Origin of the sequence: Streptomyces sp. NPDC092045, assembly GCF_044756005.1 — a bacterium.
In the GTDB taxonomy this organism is placed as follows: domain Bacteria; phylum Actinomycetota; class Actinomycetes; order Streptomycetales; family Streptomycetaceae; genus Streptomyces.
Window position 1 is genome coordinate 144,582 of sequence record NZ_JBIVSC010000009.1, and the last position, 23,257, is coordinate 167,838.

Sequence of the window (23,257 nt, forward strand, 5' to 3'; positions counted from 1 at the left end):
CAGGATAAGCAGAGGGGCCCCGCCGTACCGAGGAGTGGTACGGCGGGGCCCGCATGCTGGGACGGGTGCGGTTTCCGTCCGGGCTCAGGAGCGCTTGGCGAAGGCCGCGTTCTCGGGGTTGCGGGACTTCAGGACCAGGTAGGAGACGCCCAGGATCAGGCCCCAGACCGGCGCGCAGTAGAGCGAGACGCGGGCGCCCTCGTCGATGCCCATCATCACGATGACCATGCCGATGAAGAGGAGCGCGAACCAGCTGGTGTACGGGGCTCCCGGGGCCTTGAAGGCGGACTCGGGCAGCTCGCCGCGGTTCGCCTTGGCGCGGTAGCGGATCTGGCAGACCAGGATCATGATCCAGGCCCACATGCCGGAGATGGTGGCGAAGGAGACGACGTACTCGAAGGCCTTGCCGGGGGCGACGTAGTTGATCCAGACGCCGACGAGCATCAGCGAGGCCGAGAAGGTCAGGCCGAGCAGCGGGGTGCCGCTCTTGGTGAGCTTCGTGAAGACCTTCGGGCCCTGGCCGTTGAGCGCGAGGTCGCGCAGCATGCGGCCGGTGGAGTACATGCCCGAGTTGCAGGAGGACAGGGCCGCGGTCAGCACCACGAAGTTGACGATGGCGGCGCCGACGCCGAGGCCCATCTTCTCGAAGGCGGCGACGAACGGGGAGACGCCCGGCTGGAACTCGGTCCACGGCACGACCGACAGGATCATGATCAGGGCGCCGACGTAGAAGACGGCGATGCGCCACGGCACGGTGTTGATGGCCTTGGGCAGGACGGTCTTCGGGTCCTTGGACTCGCCCGCCGTGACGCCGACGAGCTCGACGGCGAGGAAGGCGAACATCACGATCTGGAGCGTCATCAGCGTGCTGCCGACGCCGTTCGGGAAGAAGCCGCCCTGGTTCCACAGGTGGGCGACGGTCGCGGTGTCGCCGGCGTCGGAGAAGCCGACGGTGAGGATGCCGGCGCAGATCAGGATCATGCCGATGATCGCGGTGACCTTGACCATGGAGAACCAGAACTCCAGCTCGCCGAAGAGCTTCACGGAGATCAGGTTGGCGCCGTAGAGGACGACGGTGAAGACGAGGGCGGAGATCCACTGCGGGATGTTCCACCAGTAGGTCATGTAGGTGGCCGCGGCGGTGACCTCGGTGATGCCGGTGACGACCCAGAAGAGCCAGTACGTCCAGCCGGTCACGAAGCCCCAGAACGGGCCGATGAACTCGCGCGCGTACTCCGCGAAGGAGCCGGACACGGGGCGGTACATGAGCAGTTCGCCCAGGGCCCGCATGATGAAGAAGATGACCAGGCCCGCGATCGCGTAGGCCAGGACGAGGCTGGGTCCGGCCTTGTGGATGGCCTTGCCCGCGCCGAGGAAGAGCCCGGTGCCGATGGCACCGCCGATCGCGATCATCTGGATCTGCCGGGCGCCGAGGCCACGCTGGTAGCCCTCGCCGCCGCCCACGGCCCCGTCGGTGCCGTCGTGCTGCTTGTCGACCTGCACAGAGGTCATGGTGGTGCGCCTTTCTCCATGCTGATCCGCGCGACTGCGAGTGCGTCTGCCGCGGACCAGATCCTGATCCCCCCGGATGTGGATGGAGTGCCGCCGGCGGTCAGCCGGCCCGAGCGCCCTCGGGGACAGGGGTGGCGTCCCCGAGCGGTCGTGAAGATTTATCACGGGGTGGGCGGCGATCGAGGGAGTTGCGCGTGGCGCGGGTCACATGAAAATACGGACGCACCGGATTCAAGAGGGCCAAGCGGACGCTCGCATAACGCATTCGTTATCCGGATTTGAGCGTCCGCTGAGCGAACGGCCCGTGCCGTCGCGGTTCCGGCGGGTCCCCTCAGGAGGAGAGCAGGGTCTCCACGAGGGACTCCTGGAGGGCCCCCAGCCAGAGGTAGGCCATCACCATCGGCTTGCGCGGGTCGGAGTCCGGCAGCCGGTAGAGCCGCTCGCTCTCCTCGTCGTCGGAGACCTCCAGGCGGGTCCCGATGGTCAGCCGGAGGTCGTTGAACGTGCCGAGCCAGGCCCGGGACTCGTCCGGGGTGAGCTTGAGGACCGCGCCGCCCTCCCCGGCCGCCTCGGCGGCGAGGGAGTCCAGGGCGCGCACCATCACGAGGGCGTCCTCGCGCTTGCGGGCCCGCAGGTCGTTCTCGGTGTAGCGGCGGAAGTCGGAGGCGGCGGCCCGCAGCTCCTCGGTGTCGTCCCCGTACGCGTCGGGGAAGAGGCGCCGCAGGGCGGGGTCGGACGGGGGCTCGCTGGGACCCTCGGCGAAGAGCGCGGCCAGCGGGTCCGCGTCGGCGGCGGGCTCGTCGCCCGGCCCGATCAGCTCCAGGAGCTGCACGGACAGGGAGCGCAGGATGGAGATCTCGACGTCGTCGAGGGCGACGGCCGCGCCGCCGCCGGCCAGGGCCTCGAAGCGGCCGGCCATCAGCCGCGGTCCTGGGTGAGGGTCGCCCAGAGGCCGTAGCCGTGCATCGCCTGCACGTCCCGTTCCATCTCCTCGCGGGTGCCGCTGGAGACCACCGCGCGGCCCTTGTGGTGCACGTCGAGCATCAGCTTGTGCGCCTTGTCCTTGGAGTAACCGAAGTACGACTGGAAGACGTAGGTCACATAGCTCATCAGGTTCACCGGGTCGTTGTGCACGAGGGTCACCCAGGGCACGTCCGGTTCGACGACCGCGGAGACCTCCTCGGCCGGTTCCGTACGTTCGATCTCGATAGGCGCGACGCTCACTCACCCCATGCTGCCACCCCGGGGGGCCCATCGCACAAACGGGCCGGTGCTCCGACACGCCCCCGGAGAGCCCGCCGCCCCAGAAATCGTCAGAGTGACGATTTCTGGGTTAGCATCACCGGCATGAACGCTGCGGACCTTGGGCTGCCGGTGGACGTGCCGTCGACCGCGCTCTTCACCGACCAGTACGAACTGACCATGCTCCGGGCGGCCCTCGCGGCCGGCACCGCCGACCGGCGCTCCGTCTTCGAGGTCTTCACCCGGAGGCTGCCCGAGGGGCGGCGCTACGGCGTCCTCGCGGGCGTCGGGCGGGTCCTGGACGCCGTCGAGAACTTCCGCTTCGACCCGGCCGTCCTGGAGTTCCTGCGCGAGCGCTCCATCGTGGACGAACCGACCCTGGAGTGGCTCTCCCGCTACCGCTTCTCCGGTGACGTCTGGGGCTACCCCGAGGGCGAGGTGTACTTCCCCGGCTCCCCCGTCCTGCGGGTCGAGGGCTCCTTCGCGGAGTGCGTGCTCCTGGAGACCGTGATCCTCTCGATCCTCAACCACGACTCGGCCATCGCGGCCGCCGCCTCCCGCATGTCGGCCGTGGCCGGCGGGCGGGGCCTGATCGAGATGGGCGCCCGGCGCACCCACGAGCTGGCGGCCGTCGCCGCCTCCCGCGCCGCCTACGTCGGCGGCTTCGACTCCACGTCGGACCTGGCGGCCGGCTTCCGCTACGGCATCCCGACCGTCGGCACCTCCGCCCACGCCTTCACCCTGCTCCACGACAGCGAGAAGGACGCCTTCCGGGCCCAGGTCGAGACCCTGGGACGCGGCACGACCCTGCTGGTCGACACCTACGACGTGGCCGAGGCCGTCCGGACCGCCGTCGAGGTGGCCGGGCCGGAGCTCGGGGCCGTCCGGATCGACTCCGGCGACCTGCTGCTCGTCGCCCACCGGGTGCGGGCGCAGCTCGACGAGCTGGGCGCCCGGGACACCCGGATCGTGGTCACCTCGGACCTGGACGAGTACGCCATCGCCTCGCTGGCGGCGGCCCCGGTCGACGCGTACGGGGTGGGCACGCAGCTGGTCACCGGCAGCGGCCACCCGACCTGCTCCATGGTCTACAAGCTGGTCGCGCGCGCCGCCTCGGCCGACCCGAAGGCGCCGCTCGTGCCGGTGGCCAAGAGGTCCCTGGGCGGCAAGGCCTCGGTCGGCGGGCGCAAGTGGGCGGCCCGCAGGACCGACGCGGCCGGCGTCGCCGAGGCGGAGGTCGTGGGCACCGGGCCCGTCCCGGCGGACCTCGCCGACCGGCAGCTCCTGGTTCGACTGGTCGAGAACGGGCAGGTGGTCGGTCGCGAGCCGCTGGAGGCCGCCAGGGACCGGCACATCGCGGCCCGCGCCGGGCTGCCGATGTCGGCGGTCCAGCTCTCGCGCGGCGAGCCGGTGCTGCCGACCGAGTACGCCTGAGGCGTGCGCCGGCCGGTCCGTACGGCCGACCCGCGGTACGCCCGCGCGGACGGCACGCCTGCGCAGGACGGCGTAGCCGCCGCAGTGGCCCGGGGCTCCCCCTCCCGAAGGGGAGGGGAAGTCTCTAGGCTCGATCCCACCCCCTCCGACGCCCTAAGGACACCCGCCATGCACCGCGCATTGATCGTTGTGGACGTTCAGAACGACTTCTGCGAGGGCGGCAGCCTCGCGGTGAGGGGCGGGGCGGACGTCGCCGCCGCCATCACCGACCTGGTCGGCCAGACGGCGGGCACCTCCTACCGGCACGTCGTCGCCACCCGCGACCACCACGTGGACCCGGGGGCGCACTTCGCCGCGCCCGGCGAGGACCCGGACTACGTCACCTCCTGGCCCGTGCACTGCGTGGCGGGCACGGAGGGCGTCGGCTTCCACCCCAACTTCGCGCCCGCCGTCGCCAGCGGGGCGATCGACGCCGTCTTCGACAAGGGCGCGTACGACGCCGCGTACAGCGGGTTCGAGGGGCGGGACGAGAACGGCCGGACGCTCGCGGAGTGGCTGCGCGAGCGGGACGTCGCCGAGGTCGACGTGGTGGGCATCGCCACCGACCACTGCGTCCGGGCGACCGCCCTGGACGCGGCCCGGGAGGGCTTCCGGACCCATGTGCTGCTCGACCTGACGGCGGGCGTGGCGGAGGCGACGACGGAGCGGGCCCTGGAGGAGCTGCGGGCGGCGGGCGTGGAGCTGACCGGCAAGCCGGTGGTCTGAGGCGCCCGCCGGGCGGCGCGGCCCCGGAAGGGGCCTGCTACGCGGCACGGCCCCGGGGCAGGACCGCCGCGGGCGCCTCCCGCACCGCCGGCTCCCTGGGCAGGGAGCGCGCCGGGTGCCAGAGCTCCTGGGCGGCGCCCGGGGTGGACCTCCACAGCAGGCCGTCGGGGTGGTGCAGGACGGCGGTGACCTCGTCCGGAGTGGGCGGCTCGGTGTTCCCCCGGAGGTAGACCGCGCGCAGCCCCAGGTTCCGCAGCCGGGTCAGGGCGCGGGCCCGGTTCGCCGCGTGGACCAAGAAGCGGACCGTGGCGCCGTCGCCGGCCGGGCTGGGCAGCCCTATGGCCACGACCACGCTGCCTCCCGGCAGCTTGCAGAACCCTCCGTTGGGCATGCGGAACCACTCCCCCGTGGTCGGTGTCAATAAGAAAAGCGTCAGACGCACCTAAACACGATCGGCCGCCGCCCGCTAGAGGGCGACGGCCGATCACGCTTTGACCTGTGGTTTTACCGATTACTTCGTGGACGGACCCACGCGGACCGTGATCGTCTCGCCGTTCTTCGGCTCCTTGACGACCTCGATCTTGGTGTTGGTGTCAGTTACCTGGACACCGGCGCGCTCGGTCGCCTTGTACCAGTAGGTGCCCTTCCGGTCGTCGAAGACCGGGTTGCCCTTGAGCGACGGCACGAAGGTCGCGACGTCCGCCTTGTGGAGCTGGAGGGCGTCGGTCCGGTAGGTGCCGAAGGTGGAGTCGTACGCCTGGACGCGGTTGCGCATCAGGGTGCCGTCCTTCCACTTCAGCGGGGCCGGGTGGGCGTCGACCGGAAGGATCAGACCCTGGCCCGGGTGGACCGCGGTGTTGTTGTCCTTCTGGGAGAGGTCCCACTTCCAGATGAGCAGGCCGTTCTGGTACGGGTAGTGCTCGACCCAGGTCGACTTCTCGCCGGTGAACCCGAAGTTGTACGGGCCGACCTTCAGGGTCTCGTCGTACGAGACGTACTGGCGGTTCTCGGCGATGTAGTACTGCTCGTACGCCTTGGTGAAGCCCTTGCCGACGCGGGAGAAGCCCTTGGCGGCCCAGCCGTTGTCACCGTTCTCGACGTTGTCGGAGAAGACGGCGGCACCGTCGGCGGTCACGGTGATGGCGTCGGCGGTGAAGCCCTTGCCGCCCGCGCCGCCGTCCGTCTGGTAGCGGAAGCGGAGGTCGAACTTCTTGCCCGCGTAGGCGGACAGGTCGTAGACCAGCTTCTTGTGGGTGCCGGAGACGTCGGTCAGCGCCGGGGCGCCGCTGGCGTCGCGCGGGATCTGCTTGCCGTCGGCGGTGCCGTCCAGGGCGGTCCAGTTGGAACCGTCGGTCGAGACCTCGGCGTACAGGTAGTCGTAGTCGAGCTCGATGTCGTACCAGCCCTGGAGCTCCAGGGAGGCGGACTTCTTGCCGGTGAGGTCGACCGAGCGGGTCAGGGTGTTCTTGAGGTCGTCACCCATACCGCTCCACCACTGCGTGGCGCCCTCGGCGGGCGCGACAATCTCAGTGGTGACCTGCTTCTTCGGCAGCTCGACGACGAGCGCCTGCGGGTTCTTGGTGTTGTACTCGGCGACGCCCAGCTTGTGGGTGGAGTTCCACTTGCGGGCCTCGTTGGCGACCTTGGTGTAGTTCAGCCAGCCGAGCTGCAGCTTGTCCCAGGCGTTCATGTCGCCGGGCAGGTCGCCGATGGCGTCCTTGCCGCGGCCGAGCCAGGAGCCGGAGGACATGAGCGACCAGAAGCCGGTCGAGTTCTCGGCGCCGGGCAGGCCGGAGGTGTCGTACAGGTCCGGCAGGCCGAGGTCGTGGCCGTACTCGTGCGCGAAGACGCCGAGGCCGCCGTTCTCCGGCTGCATCGTGTAGTCGCCGACCCAGATGCCGGAGTCGCCGATCTGCGTGCCGCCGGCCTTGTTGTTCGCCGGGCCGGTCTTGCCCGCGTTGGTGCCGTAGGCGTACCAGCGGTGGGCCCACAGGGCGTCGCCGCCCTGGGCGCCGCCGCCCGCCGACTCGTCCTCGCCCGCGTGGACGATCTGGAAGTGGTCGATGTAGCCGTCGGCCTCGTTGAAGTTGCCGTCGCCGTCGAAGTCGTACCGGTCCCACTGGTCGTACTGCGCCAGGTCGGCCTTGATCTGGGCGTCGGTGCGGCCCTTGGCCTTCTGGTCGGCGGTCCACGCGGTGACACCGTCGCGGACGGCGTCCCAGACGTTGGCGCAGTTGCTGTTGCCGCAGTAGTTCGAGCCGTAACGGGCCTCGTTGTACTCGACCTTGACCCAGTCGGAGACGCCGCCCTCGACCGAGTAACGGCCGGACGAGGTCTTCTCGTAGTAGGTCTTCAGCGACTGCTTGGGCTGTCCCTTGGCGTCCTTGCCGGTGCCGAAGTACAGGTCCTGGAAGTGCGCCTGGTTGTAGTCCTTCTGCCAGGCCGTGGAGTTGTCGTTCTTGCGGTTCGGCTTGGCTATCTGGTTGTGCAGGGGGCCGGGCGTGCCGCCGAACTTCGGCTTCGGCTCGGTCGTGTCGTCGTCGGCGCGGTCGACGAGGGTGGTGTTGTCCACCTTGTCGCCGAACTCGACGAGGATCGTGAAGATCTTGTCGGTCTTCTCACGGCCCAGCTCGACGTACTTCTTGCTGTCGAGCTTGACGACCTGGGAACCACCGCGGCGCTCGATCTTCTTCTTGCCGCTCAGCACCTGCTCCAGGGCGGCCTTGCGCTGCTTCTGCTGCTGCTCGCTGAAGGGGCCTTCGAGGTCGTGGTCGACCGCCGTCTTGTCGATGCCCGCGCCGGGCGCGCCGGGCGCCGGGTCGTGGCGGACGTCGGCCGGCGTGACGTTGCCGTCGCTGTGGGCCCACGCGGTGGTGAACGTCGAGGCGGTGGCGGCGGTGGCCGCGAGCGCCACGACGACTGCGGACGTTCTGATCGCCCGTCGTCTGTTGGTCACTTGATGTAGTCCTCCCCGGCGCCCGCACTCACGGACCGGAGGTGGGGTGTCCGCCCGGCGGGTCGCGCGTCACAAGTGACGACATTCGACCGGAGTGAGGCGAGAAAAGACAGATCTTGACTTGCACATACCAACTGCACTATGTGGGAGCCGGTTTCCGATAATCGAACACCCGGCGGGCGCACCGTGAAGGATTCTTGACGATCCCATGACCCTGTGCGCCCCCCGTGCACCGACATCGGGCGGGGGCGCGCTTACCCCTCGTTCCCTCCGGGCATCCACCGACGTAGGGTCGCACCGATGTCTTGAGGGGCGGGTACTCGTCATGCAGCGTCCGAACGCCGCACAGCTCACCTGTGGTTCGGCCACCGTCGTGCTCGCGACCGTCGCCCTGCTGCTGCTCTCCGGCGCGACGACGGTCCCCGGCATCGCCGCGGCCTGTGCCGCCGGCCTGCTGCTCGGCGTCCTCGTGGCGGTGACGATGCCGGGGCGGGCGGGGTCCGTCAAGACCTCCGCACCGGTTCGGTCCGCATCCGCGGCCGGGGGAACTCCCGGGGCCCCCGGAAACGAAGAGATCCGGGTGCCGGCCGCGCGCATGGGCGGAAGGACCGGGACCCGGATCGGTTCGTGACGTCCGTGACGTCCGTGACGCGGGGGTTCGTCACCGCGGGACGGAGACCACCACCGTCTTCGCCGCCTTGTCGTGCAGACCCTGCTTGTACGGCTTGTCCACCAGGATCAGGATCAGCAGGAGCAGCGGCCACAGGCAGGCGCAGCAGATCAGCGCGGGCAGCCACAGCACGACGGCGCGCAGCAGCGACTGGCTCGTCGGGGGCGTCGAGCCGTCGTTGAGCATCGCGACCCGCAGCTTCATCAGCTTCTTGCCGAGGGTCTGGCCGTTCCTGGCCGTCAGGACCGTGTCGTAGGCGACGTACGCGACGATCGTGATGAGCTGGAAGACGAGCTGGCCCCCGCCGTTGAAGCTGCTGACCGCGTCGCCGAAGTCGTCGTCGGACGACACCCGGTCGTAGACCTTGAACGGGATGCCGATGATCGCGAGCGGCACCGCGACGATGACCCAGTCGATGAGCCGGGCGAGGATGCGGCGTCCGGAGTCGGCGAGCGGCGGCATCCCGGAGAGCGGATCGGTCCCGCCGTAACCACCGCCGTAGCCGCTTCCGTACGGGGGCGGGGGCGCGTTGTCGTACGGGGAGCCGCCCGCGCCGCCGTACGGGGAGCCGTACGGGTTCCCGGGCTGCGGACCGCCCGGGGGCGGACCACCGGGAGGCGGGCCCTCCGGGGGCGGACCACCGGGAGGCGGCGGCTGGCCGCCGGCGGACGGCGGGGGCTCCTGGGGCCTCTTGCTGAACGGGTCCTCGTCGGGCGGCGGACCGGGCGGCGGCTGGTCGGTGCTCATGGGGGCAGTGCATCCCGGGCGGGACGCCCCCGCAAGGAATCGCCGCCCGTTCGGGGGACCCGGCGCCGCCCGGCCCGCCGGGTCAGCGCGCCACGAAGGTGCGGGCGGCCTTGTCGTGCCAGCACTGGCGCCAGGGGCGGTCGAAGACGCACCACAGGACGTTGAGGACGCCGACGGCCAGGAGGCCCAGGACGGTGTGGACGAGCCAGCGCTTCAGGGCCCCGCCGAACGTCGGCGGCTCGTGCGCCTCGATGTCCCGCACCTGGATCCCGCAGAGCTTCTTGCCGAGGGTGCGGCCCCACCTGGCGGTCGGCAGCACCTCGTAGAGGAGCCCGACGACGACGAGCGCGGCGAGGGCGGCGCCGAACTGGACGGAGGTCGTCGAGTCCACCAGCCAGACCTGGACGGTGGTCCCGGACTGCCGGGCCGCCTCGATCTTGCCCTCGATGTGGTCGAGCGCGGCGGCCAGGAAGGGGAGGGCGGCCGCGCCCGCGAGAGCGCCCATGACGACGGAGTCGACCAGCCGGGCGACCAGGCGCCGGCCGAGCCCGGCGGGGCGCGCGGAGGCCTGCGCGCGGGCCGCCCGGAGGAACGGGTCCTCGACCGGCGGCTTCCAGGGCGCGACCGGCTGCTGCTGCTCCGGGGGCGGTGACGCCTGGGGCTGCGGCTGGGGCTGGGGCTGCGGCTGGGCCCAGGAGGGGGCGGGGGCCGGGGCCGCGGGCTCCGGGGCCGGCCGGGGCGCGGGGGCCGGGGTGGGGACCGGGGTGACCGGCATGCCCCCGAGGCGCGCGGCTCCTCCGGTCGGGCGGGGGTCGGCCGGCCGCGCGGGGGCGGGGGCCTGGGCCTGCGGTTGGGGTTGAGGTTGGGGTTGGGCCGGGGGGTGTACCGGGGCCGGGGCCGGGGTCTGCGCCTCCGCCTGTTCGCCCGCGACCGGCCACTCCGCCGGGGTGCGCGGGTCGGGGGTGCGGGGCGCGCCCCAGGAGACCTTCCGGTCGCGGTCGCCGCCGAAACCGGTCTGCCGGGAGGTGTCCGCCTGCCAGGCCGAGGCGGGCTCCGCCGGAGCCGGCTCCTCGTCGAGGAAGACCGGCCCGGTCTCCTCCACGGTCGGCACGGGGGCGGGCTTCCTGGCGGGGGCGGGCGCCGGGGACGCGGCCCGGGGCCGCGCGGCCACGGGCTCCGGGACGGGCGCCTGGGCCTGGGCGGGAACCTGCGCGGCGGCCTGGGCGCGGGGCTGCTCCTGGGCCGGGGGCTGCTCCCGGTCCGGGGACGACGGGGCCGGCGACTGCGGGGCCGACGGCTGCGGCTGTGCCTGGGCCGGTACGGACGCGGCGGGGCGCTCGGGCGCGGCGGGCGGAGCAGCGGCGGGGGCGGGAGCGGAGGCGGGGACCGGGCCCGCCGGGGCCGCCGCGGCGGGCGGGCGGGGCGGGGCGTCGTCGTCCGAGGGGGCGGGCCGGCTCGTGCCGGGGACCCACGCTCCCCCGTTCCAGTACCGGATGTACCCGGGAATGGACGGGTCCGGGTAGTACCCCGCCTGCGGTACCTCTCCGCCGCCTCCAGGAGGAGTAGCCACTGCCCCGACTCCGTTCAGTCACAACGCCCTTGATCCGCACGGCAGCGCGCCGGGCGTGCCGCGCCCAGGGATGACAGTAACGAAGAACGTCGCTCGGGGAAGAAAGAGCCGACGAGAAAGGCCGCCTTCGGGCGACACGCCCCGGAATCGATCACTCCGCGTGATGTTCGGGCCGATGCATTCGGTTCGCTCGTCCCGAGGAGCATGCCCGGGACTCCCGCGGGCACACGGGCGGGAAAAAACTTCCCGAAAAAACTTCCCGAAGTCGCGTAATGAGTCGCGGGCACCCCGCTCTCTCCTGGTGAAGGCCCGCCCGGGGCCTTCCGCGAGAAGGAGTACGACCATGCAGAACACGGACGACACCACCGTCGAGCGCGAGCTGGAACTGAAGCTGGTGCTCTCCCCCGAGCGCGCCGTGCCGGTGCCCGCCCGGCTCGCCTACCGGACCGACGACCCGTACGCCGTCCACATCACCTTCCACATCGGCACGGACCACCCGGTCCACTGGACCTTCGCGCGCGAACTGCTCGTCGAGGGCGTCTTCCGGGCCTGCGGCCACGGGGACGTCCGCATCTGGCCCACCAAGGTCGACGACCGCAGCGTCGTCCTGATGGCGCTCTCCTCCCCGGACGGCGACGCCCTCCTCGAAGCCCCGTCCGCGCAGGTGTCCGCCTGGCTGGAGCGGACCCTGCGCGCCGTGCCGCCGGGCACCGAGTCGGAGCGGCTCGGCATCGACGACGGGCTCGCCGAACTGCTCGCGACCACCGTGGCCGCCGACGACCTGTGGCTGCGCGACCCGTGGCCGTCGGACGAGTCGCAGGACGGCGAGCGCTGATCCCGTGGGCGGTCCCCTCCGGGAAGGCTCAGAAGAGCTTTCCGGGGTTGAGGAGCCCGAGGGGGTCGAAGGTCGCCTTGATCCCGCGCTGGAGCTCCAGGCCGACCGGCCCCAACTCGCGCGCCAGCCACTCCTTCTTGAGGACGCCGACGCCGTGCTCGCCGGTGATCGTGCCGCCGAGGGCGAGCCCGAGCGCCATGATCTCGTCGAAGGACTCGCGCGCCCGCCGCGACTCGTCCTCGTCGGTGTGGTCGAAGCAGACGACGGGGTGGGTGTTGCCGTCGCCCGCGTGCGCGCAGACGCCGATGGTCAGGCCGTACTTCTCCGCGACGGCCGCCGTGCCGTCGAGCATCTCGGCGAGCCGGGTGCGGGGCACGCACACGTCGTCGATCATCGTGGCCGACTTGATGGTCTCCAGGGCGGTGAGGGAGAGCCGGCGGGCCTGGAGGAGGAGTTCGGACTCGGCGGCGTCGGCGGCCGGGACGACCTCGGTGGCGCCCGCCGCCGCGCACAGCTCGCCGACGGCGGCCAGGTCGGCGGCCGGGTCGGGGGTGTCGAAGGCGCACAGCAGGAGCGCCTCGGTGGTGTCGGGCAGCCCCATGCGCGCCAGCTCGTTGACGGCCCGGACCGTCGTGCGGTCCATCAGTTCGAGGAGCGAGGGGGTGTGGCCGCGCTCCATGATCGCGCAGACGGCGGCGCAGGCAGCGGCGGCGGAGGGGAACTCGGCGGCGAGCGCGAGCTGCGCCGGGGGCCGCGGCTTGAGGGCGAGGACGGCCTTCACGACGACGCCGAGGCTGCCCTCGGAGCCGACGAAGAGGCGGGTCAGGTCGTATCCGGCGACGCCCTTGGCGGTGCGGCGGCCGGTGGTCAGGAGCCGCCCGTCGGCGAGGACGACGTCGAGGCCGAGGACGTACTCGGCGGTGACCCCGTACTTGACGCAGCACAGGCCGCCGGAGGCGGTGCCGATGTTGCCGCCGATGGTGCACGTCTCCCAGCTGGAGGGGTCCGGCGGGTAGTACAGGCCCCGCTCGGCGACGGCCCGGGACAGGACAGCGTTGACCACGCCCGGTTCGACGACGGCGATCCGGTCGACGGGGTCGATCTCCAGGATGCGGTCCATCTTGACCAGGGAGAGCACGATGCAGTCGTCGGAGGCGTTGGCGCCGCCGGACAGGCCGGTGCGGGCGCCCTGCGGGACGACGGGGACGCGGAGCTCGGTCGCGGTGCGCATGACGTGTCGCACCTGTTCCACGGTGCGCGGGAGCACGACGGCCGCGGGGGTGCCGGCCGTGCAGAAGCTCGCCATGTCGTGGGCGTAGGAGGCCGTCACGTCGGGATCGGTGAGCAGGGCCTCGGCGGGCAGTCCGGCGAGCAGGCGCTCGTGGAGCCGTGACCGGAGGTCGTCCTTCTGCGGCGTCTGGAGATCGTCCATGCGTCCAGCGTGGCACCCGGGGCCATCGGTGTGAACCCGCCGGGGCGGGCGCTTCGTGTGCTCTTCGTACGGGCGGGCGCGGGAGCACAGTGAGTGCCGTGAAGAGCCAGAACGTGTCGAGGACGGTCCTCGCCGCCGGCGCGGGCGCGGTGCTCGCGGCGACGGCGCTGCTGTACGCCCCGGAGTTCCTCGGCCGGGGGACGCCGCCCCCGCCGGGACCGGCGGAGCGGGCGGTGATCGCGGCCCGCGCGGGCGCGCAGGCGGCGCTGCCGGACCTGGCCGCGCTGATCGCGGACCGGGAGAAGTGGCTGTGGGCGCACCCGGACGACGCGGCGTCCTGGGCGGAGCTCGGCGCGGCGTACACGGAGCGCGGGACGCGGCTCGGGGACGCACGGGACTATCCGCGGGCCGAGGAGGCGCTGCGGCGCTCCCTGGCCGAACGGCCCGCCGCGCGCGGCAACACGGCCGCGCAGCTCGGTCTGGGGGCCCTCGCGGGGGCGCGGGGCGACTGGCGGGCCGCCCGGGAGTGGGGCGAGCGGGTGCGGAAGGCGGAGCCGGGGCGCTGGCCGGTGTACCCGGTCCTGATCGACGCGTACAACGGCCTCGGGGACTACGGGGCGGCGCGCGGGGCGGTGGAGAGGTTGGAGGAGCTGCACGCGGGCGCCGTGGTGCGCGCGCGGGCCTCCCAGTCGTACCGCGACCGGGGCTGGCGCGAGGACGCGGACGCGGCGGCCCTGGACGCGGCGGCGCTCGCGGAGGCGGACGCGGAGAAGGCGGCGGCCCTGGGGCGGCTCGGGGACCTGGCGTGGGAGCGGGGCGAGCCGGAGGAGGCCCTGGAGCGGCACGGGGCGGCGCTGCGGCTCGTGCGGGACCACGGGCCCTCGCTCGCGGGCCGGGCGCGGGCGCTCGCGGCCCTGGGGCGCGCGGAGGAGGCCGTACGGGACTGGCGGGCGGCCCTGGCCCGACTGCCGCTGCCGGAGTACGTCCTGGAGGCGGGCGAGCTGTACGAGTCGCTGGGCCTGGACGCGGACGCGCGGGCGCAGTACGAGCGGCTGCGGACGGGCACGTGGGCGCGGGCGGAGGTGCCCCTGGGGCTGCTGGACGCGGACCACGGCGATCCGGCGGCGGCGGTGGTCCGGCTGCGGGCGGAGTGGGCGCGCGGGCACCGCTCGGTGGGGGCGGCGGACGCGCTGGGCTGGGCGCTGTTCCGGTCGGGGCGGGCGGCGGAGGCGCTGGAGTACGCGAAGCGGGCCACGGAGGAAGGGCTGCGGAGCGCGCTCTTCGCGTACCACCGGGGCGAGATCGAGCGGGCGTTGGAGCTCCGGGGCCCGGCCCGTCGCCATCTGGCGGAGGCCCTGCGGATCAATCCGGACTTCTCGCCCCTGCACGCCCCGAGGGCGGCGGCGGCGCTCGCGGCGGTCGGGGAGCCGCCGGACGAACTGCCGGAGGGAGTCGGGCCGGAGGGGCCTTCGCGCACGGAGAAGGCGACGGCCGCGGGGACCGGCACGCGCGCGTAGGCACCGCGCGGCTCGGGCCGGTGCGCGGGAGGCACGCGGAGCCGGACACGCGCGCGTGCGGTCAGGTGCGCGCGCGTGCCCGGCCGTCCTCGAAGGGCGGCGTCCCGGGCGGGCCCCGTGTCCCGCCGGAACGCCGGGGCCGTGCGCCGGGTCCGGTGGGTGGCCGGGCCCGGGCCGGCCCGGTCGGTGGCGCGGCGAAGGGGTCCGGGGTGCTGCCCCGGACCCCCTCGCGCGCGTGGGCGGCTCCTAGAGGTTGCCGCGCTTCTCCTGCTCGCGCTCGATCGCCTCGAAGAGGGCCTTGAAGTTGCCCTTGCCGAAGCCCATCGAGCCGTGGCGCTCGATCATCTCGAAGAAGACGGTCGGGCGGTCCTGGACCGGCTTGGTGAAGATCTGGAGCAGGTAGCCGTCCTCGTCGCGGTCGACGAGGATCTTCAGCTCGCGCAGGGTCTCGACCGGCACCCGGGTCTCGCCGGCCCACTCGCCGAGGGTGTCGTAGTACGAGTCGGGGGTGTCGAGGAAGGAGACGCCCGCGGCCCGCATCGCGCGCACGGTGGCGACGATGTCGTTGGTGGCGAGCGCGATGTGCTGGACGCCGGCGCCGCCGTAGAACTCCAGGTACTCGTCGATCTGCGACTTCTTCTTCGCGATCGCGGGCTCGTTGATCGGGAACTTCACCTTGAGGGTGCCGTCCGCGACGACCTTCGACATGAGCGCCGAGTACTCGGTCGCGATGTCGTCGCCCACGAACTCCTTCATGTTCGTGAAGCCCATGACCTTGTTGTAGAAGCCGACCCAGTCGTTCATCTTCCCGAGCTCGACGTTGCCGACGCAGTGGTCGATGGCCTGGAAGGTGCGCTTGGCCGGGGGCTCGACGATCGGGTTCGCGGGGACGAAGCCCGGGAGGTACGGGCCGCTGTAGCCGGAGCGCTCGACCAGGGTGTGGCGGGTCTTGCCGTAGGTGGCGATGGCGGCGAGGACGACGGTGCCGTGCTCGTCCTCCACCTCGTGCGGCTCGGTGAGGCCGGTGGCGCCGTGCTCGACGGCGTACGCGTAGGCGGCGCGGGCGTCCGGGACCTCGATCGCCAGGTCGACGACGCCGTCGCCGTGCTCGGCCACGTGCTCGGCGAGGAAGCGGCCCCGGTCGGTGGAGGCCTTGATGACGGAGGTGAACACGAAGCGCGCGGCGCCGTTGGTGAGGACGTAGCTCGCCGTCTCGCGGCTGCCGTTCTCCGGTCCGGAGTAGGCGACCAGCTTCATGCCGAAGGCGGTGGAGTAGTAGTGGGCGGCCTGCTTGGCGTTGCCGACGGCGAAGACGACCGCGTCCATTCCCTTCACGGGGAAGGGATCGGCCTGCCGCGCCGTGGAGGAGGTGTGCTCGATGGTCTCAGTCATGGAAGCAGAGTCCCGTCGTTCTGCAAGGTGCGCAAGAGTTTGCTTCTTCCCTGGTCAATCTGTACAGCGACACGCCAGGATGGTCGGGCGACTTGTACATCCTGACTACGAGGAGGCCGCCGTGGCGATCGATCATCTGGACGGGCGGCTGATCGCGCTGCTCGCGCGCGAGCCGCGCATAGGGGTCCTGGAGGCCTCCCGGCGCCTCGGGGTGGCGCGGGGGACGGTGCAGGCGCGGCTCGACCGGCTCCAGGGGGCGGGGGTGATCAGGGGGTTCGGACCGGAGGTGGACCCGGCGGCGCTCGGCTATCCGGTGACGGCCTTCGCGACGCTGGAGATCAAGCAGGGGCAGGGCGCGGACGTGCGGGGGCACCTGGCGACGGTGCCGGAGGTCCTGGAGCTGCACACGACCACGGGCCACGGGGACATGCTCTGCCGGCTGGTGGCCCGCTCGAACGCGGACCTCCAGCGGGTGATCGACAAGGTGGTGGGGTTCGAGGGGATCGTGCGGGCGTCGACGGCGATCGTGATGGAGAACCCGGTGCCGCTGCGGATCATCCCGCTGGTGGAGCAGGCGGCGGGCGGGGAGCCGCCGGCGTAGCGGGCCGCGGCCGCGGCCGCGGAGGAACGACCACGGAGGAGCGGCCGCGGAGGAACGGCCGCGGAGGAACGGCCGCGGAGAAGCTCCTGCAAAGAAGTACTTGCAAAGAAAACCTTGCAAGTACTTCTTTGCATGTCTACGCTCAGGGCATGCCCGAGCCCGAGAAGCGCCCCGGGGGGACCCCCGGGGAACACGTCGTCCGTCCCCTCGACCCCCGCACCCTGCGCGGCCTCGCGCACCCCCTCCGGATCCAGCTCCTGCGCGCCCTGCGCCGCCAGGGCTCCGCCACCGCCTCCCAGCTGGCCGAGCGGCTCGGGGAGTCCAGCGGGGCGACCAGCTACCACCTGCGCCAGCTCGCCGCCCACGGCTTCGTCGAGGACGACCCGGAGCGCGGCAAGGGCCGGGAGCGGTGGTGGAAGGCGGTCCCGGGCGGCACGGTCTTCGACGAGTCGCTCTACCGGAACGAGGACCCGGAGGTCCGGGGCGCCGTCGACGTCTACATGCACGAGATCGCGAACATCCACACCCAGGAGCTCAACACCTACCTCGGCACCCGGGGGGACTGGGACCAGAAGTGGCTCGGCTCCGCCGACATGAGCGACTTCACGCTGCGGCTGCCGCCCGCGAAGCTGCGCGAGCTCAGCGAGAAGGTGCACGCCCTGGTGGAGGAGTACCGGACCGCCCCCGAGCAGGACGCGCCGGACGCCGAGCGCATACGGGTCCACCTCCACGCGTTCCCGCAGCGCGAGGACTGAGCACCGCGCCCGCCGAGCATCCCGAACCCAGCAAGGAAGGACCGCGCGCCATGCATGCCGACATCCACCTCCAGCTGCACGCCCTGACCGCCGCCGAGGCCCACCGCGCCGCCGGACGTCCGCACCTCGAAGGGGAATCCCCCGCCCTCCGCGTCCAGATCGGCTGGCGCCTGGTCGAGCTGGGCCTGCGGCTCGCGGTGCCCGCCGGCCGCCCGGTCACCCTGGCCGCGTGACCGCGCCGGGGGGAGGCGGGGAGAAGAGGGACGCACGGCCGCTGGCCACCGTCCTGGCCGCCAACGCCGTCTCGATCACCGGCAGTTCGCTCACCCTCATCGGCGTCCCGTGGTTCGCCCTGGAGACCACGGGAAGCCCCGGCAGGGCCGGGTTCGTCGCCTTCTGCGCGGCCCTGCCCGTCCTCGTCTCGGCCCTCGCGGGCGGCCCGGTCATCGACCGGCTGGGCCGCCGCCGGATCAGCGTCGCCTCCGACCTGGTCTGCGGCCTGGCGCTCGCCGCGATCCCGCTCCTGCACCACGCCGGAGCCCTGCGGTTCTGGATGCTGTGCGCCCTGATGGCGGTCAACGGCCTGTGCCACGCGCCCGGCGAGACGGCCCGGCGCGTCCTGGTCCCCGAACTCGCCGGGCGGGCCGGGACCTCGCTCACCCGGGCCGCCAGCCTGTACGACGCCGTGTCGCGCGGGGCCTGGATGGCGGGCGCCGGCGTCGCCGGGCTGCTCGTCGCGCTCCTGGGCGCCGACACGGTCCTGCTCCTCGACTCGGCGACCTTCGCCCTCTCCGCGCTGCTCGTCCTGGCCGGGCTGCGCGGGGTGCCCGAGGCGGAGCCGGTGCGCGGCGGCCCGCCGCTCTCCCCCGCCCGCTACCGGGCCGATCTGCGCGAGGGGTACGCCTTCCTGTTCCGCGCCAAGCTGCTGCTCGCCATCACCGCCATGGTGATGGTGACCAACGGCCTGAGCCAGAGCTGGAGTTCGGTCCTGCTGCCGGTGCACGCCCGGGAGAACCTGGACGGGCCCGCCACCCAGGGCCTGCTCGTCGCGGTCTTCGGCGGCTGCGCCCTCGCCGGGGCGCTGCTCTACGGGGCGGTCGGGGAACGCTTCCCGCGCCGGGCCGTGTTCACGGCCGGGTTCCTGGTCGGCGGCGCCCCGCCGTACGTCGTGGCCGCGCTCACCGACACCACCGCCCCGCTCCTGGTGACGCTCGCGGCGGCCGGGTTCGGCGTCGGGGTGCTCAACCCGATCCTGTCCACGGTGACGTACGAACGGGTCCCCGAGGAGCTGCGCAGCCGGGTCATGGGCGCGAGCACGGCGGGGGTGCTGCTCACGACCCCGCTGGGCGGCCTCACGGCCGGCCTCCTGGTCGAGCGGGCCGGCCTGGCGGCGACGCTGCTCGGGATCGGGGCGGCCTACTTCCTGGCGACGCTCTCGCCGCTGGTGTTCCCGGCGTGGCGGGAGATGGACGCGAAGCCCGCGCCCGCCGGTCCCGCCGGGGAGGTCAGCAGGACGGAACCTTCGCGTCCTGCCCCTGCCCCAGGGCCCTGAGGGACTCCACCGCGTCGCCGAGGGCGGTGACGGGCACGAGCCGCATCCCCTTCGGCAGCTCGGCCTCCGCGTCCGAGCACTCCGCCTTCGGCACCAGGAAGACGGTGGCGCCGTCCCGGGCGGCGGCCTGCGTCTTGAGGGAGACCCCGCCGACGGCGCCGACCTTCCCGTCGGGCGCGATCGTGCCCGTGCCGGCGACGGTCCGGCCGCCGGTGAGGTCGCCGCCGTCCCCGTTCCCGTCGAGCTTGTCGACGATGCCGAGGGAGAAGAGGAGCCCGGCGCTGGGCCCGCCGATGTCGGCGAGGTGCAGGGTCACCTTCACCTTCCCGGGGTCCTTCTTCAGATAGCCGAGGGCGGCGAGGGCGGCCGCGTCCTGCGACTGCCGCATCTGGCCCAGGTTGTGCTTCTCGACCTCCGCGTCCGACTTCCCCGAGGGGTAGACGGAGCCCTTCGGCAGGACGGCCCGGTCGGTGCGGAACCAGGCGTCGGCCACGTCCCCGAAGCGGATGTCCGCCGACGGCCCGGTCGCGAGGATCGTCGTCATCCGCAGCTGCCCCTCGGTCTTCCGGACCGGGGCGCCGGTGACCGTGATGACCTGCTTCCCCTTGTCCTCGCCCAGCACGTCGGCGGTCGTGCCGGGCTGCGCGATCGCGTACGGCAGCGGCGCGAGCCCGACGACGGCGAAGAGCGCGACGACGGGCAGCGCGCAGAGCGCGAGGGCACGGGGACGGGAGAGGCTGGAGAGCACGCGTCCAATCTACTGGGACGCGCGGGGGTACGGGGCGGGGGGCACGGGGCGCGGCCGGAGGCGGGGCAGGAGAAGCGGCCGGAGACGAGGCAGGAGGCGGGGCGGGATCAAGGCCGGGACAGGGCCGCGGCCGGGGCACGGCCCGGGGCGGCACGGGGCGCATCCGGAGACGGAGCGCGGCCGGGGCGCGGCCGGAAGCGAGGCAGGAGAAGCGACCGGAGACGAGGCAGGATCAAGGCCGGGACAGGGCCGCGGCCGGGGGACGGCCCGGGGCGCGTCCGGAGACGGAGCGCGGCCGGGGCGCGGCCGGAGACGGGGCAGGATCAAGGCTGGTGCAGGGCCGCGGCCGGGGCACGGTCCGGGGCAGGGGCGCGGCCGGAGACGGAGCGCGGGACGCGGGACGCGGTCGGCGCACGGTCCGGGGCGGGGCCAAGGCCGGTGCGGGGCCGGGAGCGGGGCGGGGCGCGGTCGAGGGCGGGGCGGCCCCGAAGGTCCGGGTCCGCCCCGTACACCCGTACTCGTCCTCGTACCGGCCGTCGCGCGGCGCGTACTCGTACCGGCCGTCGCGCGGCGCGTGCCCGTACCGGCGGTCGCGCGGCGCGTGCCGTCCCGGGCCGCCGCGTGCCCTAGCGCAGCGCGTCCGCGACCTCGCGGGCCGCGTCGACCACCCTCGGGCCGACCCGCTCGGGGACGGCGTCGGCGAGCATGACGACGCCGACGCTGCCCTCGACGCCGGTGACGCCGACCAGGGGGGCGGCGGCGCCGCTCGCGCCGGCCTCCAGCTCGCCGTGGGTGAGGGTGTAGCCCGGTTCGGTCAGTCCGCCCTGGCGGGCGGCGAGTATCGCGCGGCCGGCCGCGCCCCGGTCCAGCGGGTGGCGGAAACCGGCCCGGTAGGCGACGTGGTAGTCGGTCCAGGTCGGTTCGACGACCGCGACCGCGAGCGCCTCCGCCCCGTCGACCAGGGTGAGATGGGCCGTGGCCCCGATGTCCTCGGCGAGCGAGCGCAGCGCGGGCAGCGCCGCCTCGCGCACCAGGGGGTGGACCTGGCGCCCGAGCCGCAGCACGCCGAGGCCGACGCGGGCGCGTCCGCCCAGGTCCCGGCGGACCAGGGCGTGCTGTTCGAGCGTGGCCAGGAGCCGGTACACCACGGTCCGGTTCACGCCGAGTTTGTTGGACAACTCGGTGACGGTCAGGCCGTGGTCGGTGTCGGCGAGCAGTTTGAGGACTCTGAGTCCCCGGTCGAGCGTCTGGGAGGTCTCCGCGGTCACGACGCCCTCTCCTTCGGAGTGAGATGGAGGCGGGACTCTCACGGGGTTGCCTCGCCGGTCCCGCGGCGACGCACGTCAGAGGCCGCCGGCAGGAAGGGGTACACCGGCTGCGCTCCGCGGCGGCGCTGCCACGGGGCGAATGCTTTTGAGCCGGGACAGTAGCGACCCGCTCCGCTCAGCGGAAGACCTCGTCCAGAATCCGGGCGCCGGCGACCGTATGGAGACGGTTCGGGTCGTTCGTCGGCCGGAGGAAGGACTTCGGCGGACAAGAACGGCTATGTCGTGCGGGGGCTCGGAGGGGAAGGAACCACCGGTCCGGCCCCGCGTCACGACGCCCCGGCACCGCGTCACGACGTCCCCGGCCCCGCGTCGCGGCGGGAACGGCGGAGGCCCGTGCGCACGGGTGCGTACGGGCCTCCGGTCCACCGTCCGGCGGGTCCTCAGCGCATGCGGGTGGCCCACTCCTGGACCTTCTTGATCCGCTCCCGGATCTGCCCGGCGGTGGCCTCCGCGCTCGGCGGGCCGCCGCAGACCCGGCGCAGCTCGGTGTGGACGACGCCGTGCGGCTTGCCGCTCTGGTGCACGTACGCGCCGACCATCGTGTTGAGCTGCTTGCGCAGTTCGAGCATCTCCTTGTGGGAGACGACGGGCCGCCGCTCGGCGGGCAGCTCCAGGAGGTCCGCCTCGGTGTCCGGCTTCTTGCGGCTGTGCGCGATCTGCCGGGCCTGGCGCTTCTGGAGGAGGAGCTGCACCTGGTCGGGTTCGAGGAGGCCGGGGATGCCGAGGTAGTCCTGCTCCTCCTCGCTGCCGGGGTGGGCCTGCATGCCGAACTCGGCGCTGTTGTAGAGGACGCGGTCGAAGACGGCGTCGGACTCCAGGGCCTCGAAGGGCAGCATGTCCTGCTCCCCGGTGTCCTCGTCCTGCTGCTTCTCGGCCTCCGCCATCTCCTTCTCGGACTCGGCGTACGGGTCCTCGTCCTCGCCCGCCTTCTTCGGCCGGTCGAGCGTGTGGTCGCGCTCGACCTCCATCTCGTTGGCGAAGCCGAGGAGGCTGGGGATCGTGGGCAGGAACACGGACGCGGTCTCGCCGCGCCTGCGGGAGCGCACGAAGCGGCCGACGGCCTGGGCGAAGAAGAGCGGGGTCGAGATCGTCGTCGCGTACACGCCAACCGCGAGGCGCGGGACGTCGACGCCCTCGGACACCATGCGGACGGCGACCATCCAGCGGTCGCCGCTCTCGCTGAACTCGTCGATGCGGTTCGAGGCGCCCGTGTCGTCGGAGAGGACGAGGGTGGGCCGGGTGCCGGTGATCTCGCGGATCAGCTTGGCGTACGCGCGGGCCGACTCCTGGTCGGAGGCGATGACGAGGCCGCCCGCGTCCGGGATCGACTTGCGGACCTCGGTGAGCCGCTGGTCGGCGGCGCGCAGCACGTTCGGCATCCAGTCGCCGCGCGGGTCGAGGGCGGTGCGCCAGGCCTGCGAGATCGCGTCCTTGGTCATCGGTTCGCCGAGGCGGGCGGCGATCTCGTCGCCGGCCTTGGTGCGCCAGCGCATGTTGCCGCTGTAGGAGAGGAAGATGACCGGCCGGACGACCCCGTCGCCGAGGGCGTTGCCGTAGCCGTACGTGTAGTCCGCGGACGACCGGCGGATGCCGTCGTTGCCCTCCTCGTAGGTGACGAAGGGGATCGGGTTGGTGTCGGAGCGGAACGGGGTGCCGGTGAGCGCGAGGCGGCGCGTGGCCGGCTCGAAGGCCTCCAGGCAGGCCTCGCCCCAGGACTTGGAGTCTCCGGCGTGGTGGATCTCGTCCAGGATGACGAGGGTCTTGCGCTGTTCGCAGCGGTTGCGGTGGAGCATGGGCCGGACGCCGACGCCCGCGTAGGTGAGGGCGACGCCGTCGTACTCCTTGCTGAGCGGCCCGGCGCTGTACTCCGGGTCCAGCTTGATCCCTATGCGCGCGGCGGCCGCGGCCCACTGCTTCTTCAGGTGCTCGGTGGGCGCGATCACGGTGACCTGCTGCACGACGTGGTGGTGCAGCAGCCACGAGGCGAGGGTCAGCGCGAAGGTGGTCTTGCCGGCTCCGGGGGTGGCGACCGCGAGGAAGTCGCGGGGCTGCTCCTGGATGTACTTCTCCATCGCGCCCTGCTGCCAGGCTCGCAGCTTGTTGGCGGTGCCCCAGGGGGCGCGGCCGGGGAAGGCGGGAGAGAGGTGGTGTGAGGAGGGGGCGGTGGTAGTCACGATCTCCGGTTCGACGCTCGTCCAGAT

General features: G+C 73.0%; 21 protein-coding genes. 9 read left to right on the forward strand and 12 right to left on the reverse strand.

Annotation, left to right across the window (positions count from 1 at the left end):
* Nucleotides 1-84: 84 nt before the first annotated feature.
* From ACIQKA_RS22025 to clpS, 3 genes are all read right to left on the reverse strand, one after another.
* Nucleotides 85-1,512 (reverse strand): amino acid permease, encoded by a 1,428-nt coding sequence (locus ACIQKA_RS22025; protein ID WP_383152287.1) that lies wholly within the window; start codon nucleotides 1,510-1,512, stop codon nucleotides 85-87.
* 331 nt (nucleotides 1,513-1,843) lie between these two features.
* On the reverse strand, nucleotides 1,844-2,431 hold the full coding sequence (locus tag ACIQKA_RS22030) for a DUF2017 domain-containing protein (RefSeq protein WP_383152288.1): 588 nt from the start codon (nucleotides 2,429-2,431) through the stop codon (nucleotides 1,844-1,846).
* Entirely contained in the window at nucleotides 2,431-2,736 is a 306-nt protein-coding gene (gene clpS / locus ACIQKA_RS22035; protein WP_079131186.1) for an ATP-dependent Clp protease adapter ClpS, read from the reverse strand. The genes ACIQKA_RS22030 and clpS overlap by 1 nt, the downstream gene beginning before the upstream one ends.
* A gap of 123 nt (nucleotides 2,737-2,859) precedes the next feature.
* On the opposite strand from clpS, the gene ACIQKA_RS22040 reads away from it, so the two are divergent.
* Together ACIQKA_RS22040 and ACIQKA_RS22045 are read left to right on the forward strand one after the other, a co-directional pair.
* The gene (locus tag ACIQKA_RS22040; protein ID WP_383152289.1) at nucleotides 2,860-4,188 is read left to right on the forward strand and encodes a nicotinate phosphoribosyltransferase; all 1,329 of its coding nucleotides are present in this window, start codon (nucleotides 2,860-2,862) and stop codon (nucleotides 4,186-4,188) included.
* 168 nt (nucleotides 4,189-4,356) lie between these two features.
* Nucleotides 4,357-4,953, forward strand: a complete 597-nt coding sequence (locus ACIQKA_RS22045; protein WP_383152290.1) for an isochorismatase family protein — start codon at nucleotides 4,357-4,359, stop codon at nucleotides 4,951-4,953.
* Nucleotides 4,954-4,990: 37 nt separating this feature from the next.
* On the opposite strand, the gene ACIQKA_RS22050 is transcribed toward ACIQKA_RS22045, so the two are convergent.
* Together ACIQKA_RS22050 and ACIQKA_RS22055 are read right to left on the reverse strand one after the other, a co-directional pair.
* Entirely contained in the window at nucleotides 4,991-5,344 is a 354-nt protein-coding gene (locus ACIQKA_RS22050) for a hypothetical protein (RefSeq protein WP_383152291.1), read from the reverse strand.
* Between the two features lie 120 nt (nucleotides 5,345-5,464).
* Complete coding sequence (locus ACIQKA_RS22055; RefSeq protein WP_383152292.1) at nucleotides 5,465-7,909, reverse strand: immune inhibitor A domain-containing protein; 2,445 nt, start codon at nucleotides 7,907-7,909, stop codon at nucleotides 5,465-5,467.
* 325 nt (nucleotides 7,910-8,234) lie between these two features.
* Between ACIQKA_RS22055 and ACIQKA_RS22060 the strand changes: the two genes are divergently transcribed.
* Complete coding sequence (locus ACIQKA_RS22060; protein ID WP_391092596.1) at nucleotides 8,235-8,540, forward strand: hypothetical protein; 306 nt, start codon at nucleotides 8,235-8,237, stop codon at nucleotides 8,538-8,540.
* Nucleotides 8,541-8,570: 30 nt separating this feature from the next.
* On the opposite strand, the gene ACIQKA_RS22065 is transcribed toward ACIQKA_RS22060, so the two are convergent.
* Complete coding sequence (locus ACIQKA_RS22065) at nucleotides 8,571-9,326, reverse strand: RDD family protein (protein ID WP_383434172.1); 756 nt, start codon at nucleotides 9,324-9,326, stop codon at nucleotides 8,571-8,573.
* Nucleotides 9,327-9,408: 82 nt separating this feature from the next.
* Complete coding sequence (locus ACIQKA_RS22070) at nucleotides 9,409-10,896, reverse strand: RDD family protein (RefSeq protein WP_402542041.1); 1,488 nt, start codon at nucleotides 10,894-10,896, stop codon at nucleotides 9,409-9,411.
* A gap of 343 nt (nucleotides 10,897-11,239) precedes the next feature.
* Here ACIQKA_RS22070 and ACIQKA_RS22075 point away from each other — a divergent pair, with 343 nt between their 5' ends.
* The gene (locus ACIQKA_RS22075) at nucleotides 11,240-11,731 is read left to right on the forward strand and encodes an SsgA family sporulation/cell division regulator (RefSeq protein ID WP_383152296.1); all 492 of its coding nucleotides are present in this window, start codon (nucleotides 11,240-11,242) and stop codon (nucleotides 11,729-11,731) included.
* 28 nt (nucleotides 11,732-11,759) lie between these two features.
* Here ACIQKA_RS22075 and ACIQKA_RS22080 read toward each other — a convergent pair whose 3' ends face one another.
* Entirely contained in the window at nucleotides 11,760-13,163 is a 1,404-nt protein-coding gene (locus ACIQKA_RS22080) for an FAD-binding oxidoreductase (protein WP_383152297.1), read from the reverse strand.
* 98 nt (nucleotides 13,164-13,261) lie between these two features.
* On the opposite strand from ACIQKA_RS22080, the gene ACIQKA_RS22085 reads away from it, so the two are divergent.
* On the forward strand, nucleotides 13,262-14,680 hold the full coding sequence (locus tag ACIQKA_RS22085) for a hypothetical protein (RefSeq protein ID WP_402542042.1): 1,419 nt from the start codon (nucleotides 13,262-13,264) through the stop codon (nucleotides 14,678-14,680).
* A gap of 246 nt (nucleotides 14,681-14,926) precedes the next feature.
* Here ACIQKA_RS22085 and hppD read toward each other — a convergent pair whose 3' ends face one another.
* Nucleotides 14,927-16,072 (reverse strand): 4-hydroxyphenylpyruvate dioxygenase, encoded by a 1,146-nt coding sequence (gene hppD, locus ACIQKA_RS22090; protein ID WP_383433541.1) that lies wholly within the window; start codon nucleotides 16,070-16,072, stop codon nucleotides 14,927-14,929.
* Nucleotides 16,073-16,193: 121 nt separating this feature from the next.
* Between hppD and ACIQKA_RS22095 the strand changes: the two genes are divergently transcribed.
* The 4 genes from ACIQKA_RS22095 (at nucleotide 16,194) to ACIQKA_RS22110 (ending at nucleotide 18,980) form a co-directional block, all read left to right on the forward strand.
* The gene (locus ACIQKA_RS22095) at nucleotides 16,194-16,673 is read left to right on the forward strand and encodes an Lrp/AsnC family transcriptional regulator (RefSeq protein ID WP_390112482.1); all 480 of its coding nucleotides are present in this window, start codon (nucleotides 16,194-16,196) and stop codon (nucleotides 16,671-16,673) included.
* Between the two features lie 149 nt (nucleotides 16,674-16,822).
* Entirely contained in the window at nucleotides 16,823-17,428 is a 606-nt protein-coding gene (locus tag ACIQKA_RS22100) for an ArsR/SmtB family transcription factor (RefSeq protein ID WP_383433535.1), read from the forward strand.
* A 50-nt stretch (nucleotides 17,429-17,478) separates the two neighbouring features.
* The gene (locus tag ACIQKA_RS22105; RefSeq protein ID WP_383152302.1) at nucleotides 17,479-17,661 is read left to right on the forward strand and encodes a hypothetical protein; all 183 of its coding nucleotides are present in this window, start codon (nucleotides 17,479-17,481) and stop codon (nucleotides 17,659-17,661) included.
* The gene (locus ACIQKA_RS22110; protein WP_402542044.1) at nucleotides 17,658-18,980 is read left to right on the forward strand and encodes an MFS transporter; all 1,323 of its coding nucleotides are present in this window, start codon (nucleotides 17,658-17,660) and stop codon (nucleotides 18,978-18,980) included. Before ACIQKA_RS22105 ends, ACIQKA_RS22110 begins: the two co-directional genes overlap by 4 nt.
* Here the strand turns inward: ACIQKA_RS22110 and ACIQKA_RS22115 are convergent.
* The 3 genes from ACIQKA_RS22115 to ACIQKA_RS22125 all read right to left on the reverse strand — a co-directional run bounded on the left by ACIQKA_RS22115 (nucleotide 18,934) and on the right by ACIQKA_RS22125 (nucleotide 23,230).
* Nucleotides 18,934-19,728, reverse strand: coding sequence for a S16 family serine protease (locus ACIQKA_RS22115; protein ID WP_383152304.1), 795 nt, complete (start codon nucleotides 19,726-19,728; stop codon nucleotides 18,934-18,936). The genes ACIQKA_RS22110 and ACIQKA_RS22115 overlap by 47 nt on opposite strands.
* A 626-nt stretch (nucleotides 19,729-20,354) precedes the next feature.
* On the reverse strand, nucleotides 20,355-20,996 hold the full coding sequence (locus ACIQKA_RS22120) for an IclR family transcriptional regulator (protein ID WP_053648453.1): 642 nt from the start codon (nucleotides 20,994-20,996) through the stop codon (nucleotides 20,355-20,357).
* A gap of 440 nt (nucleotides 20,997-21,436) precedes the next feature.
* The gene (locus tag ACIQKA_RS22125; RefSeq protein ID WP_383433526.1) at nucleotides 21,437-23,230 is read right to left on the reverse strand and encodes a DEAD/DEAH box helicase; all 1,794 of its coding nucleotides are present in this window, start codon (nucleotides 23,228-23,230) and stop codon (nucleotides 21,437-21,439) included.
* Between the last annotated feature and the right edge of the window lie 27 nt (nucleotides 23,231-23,257).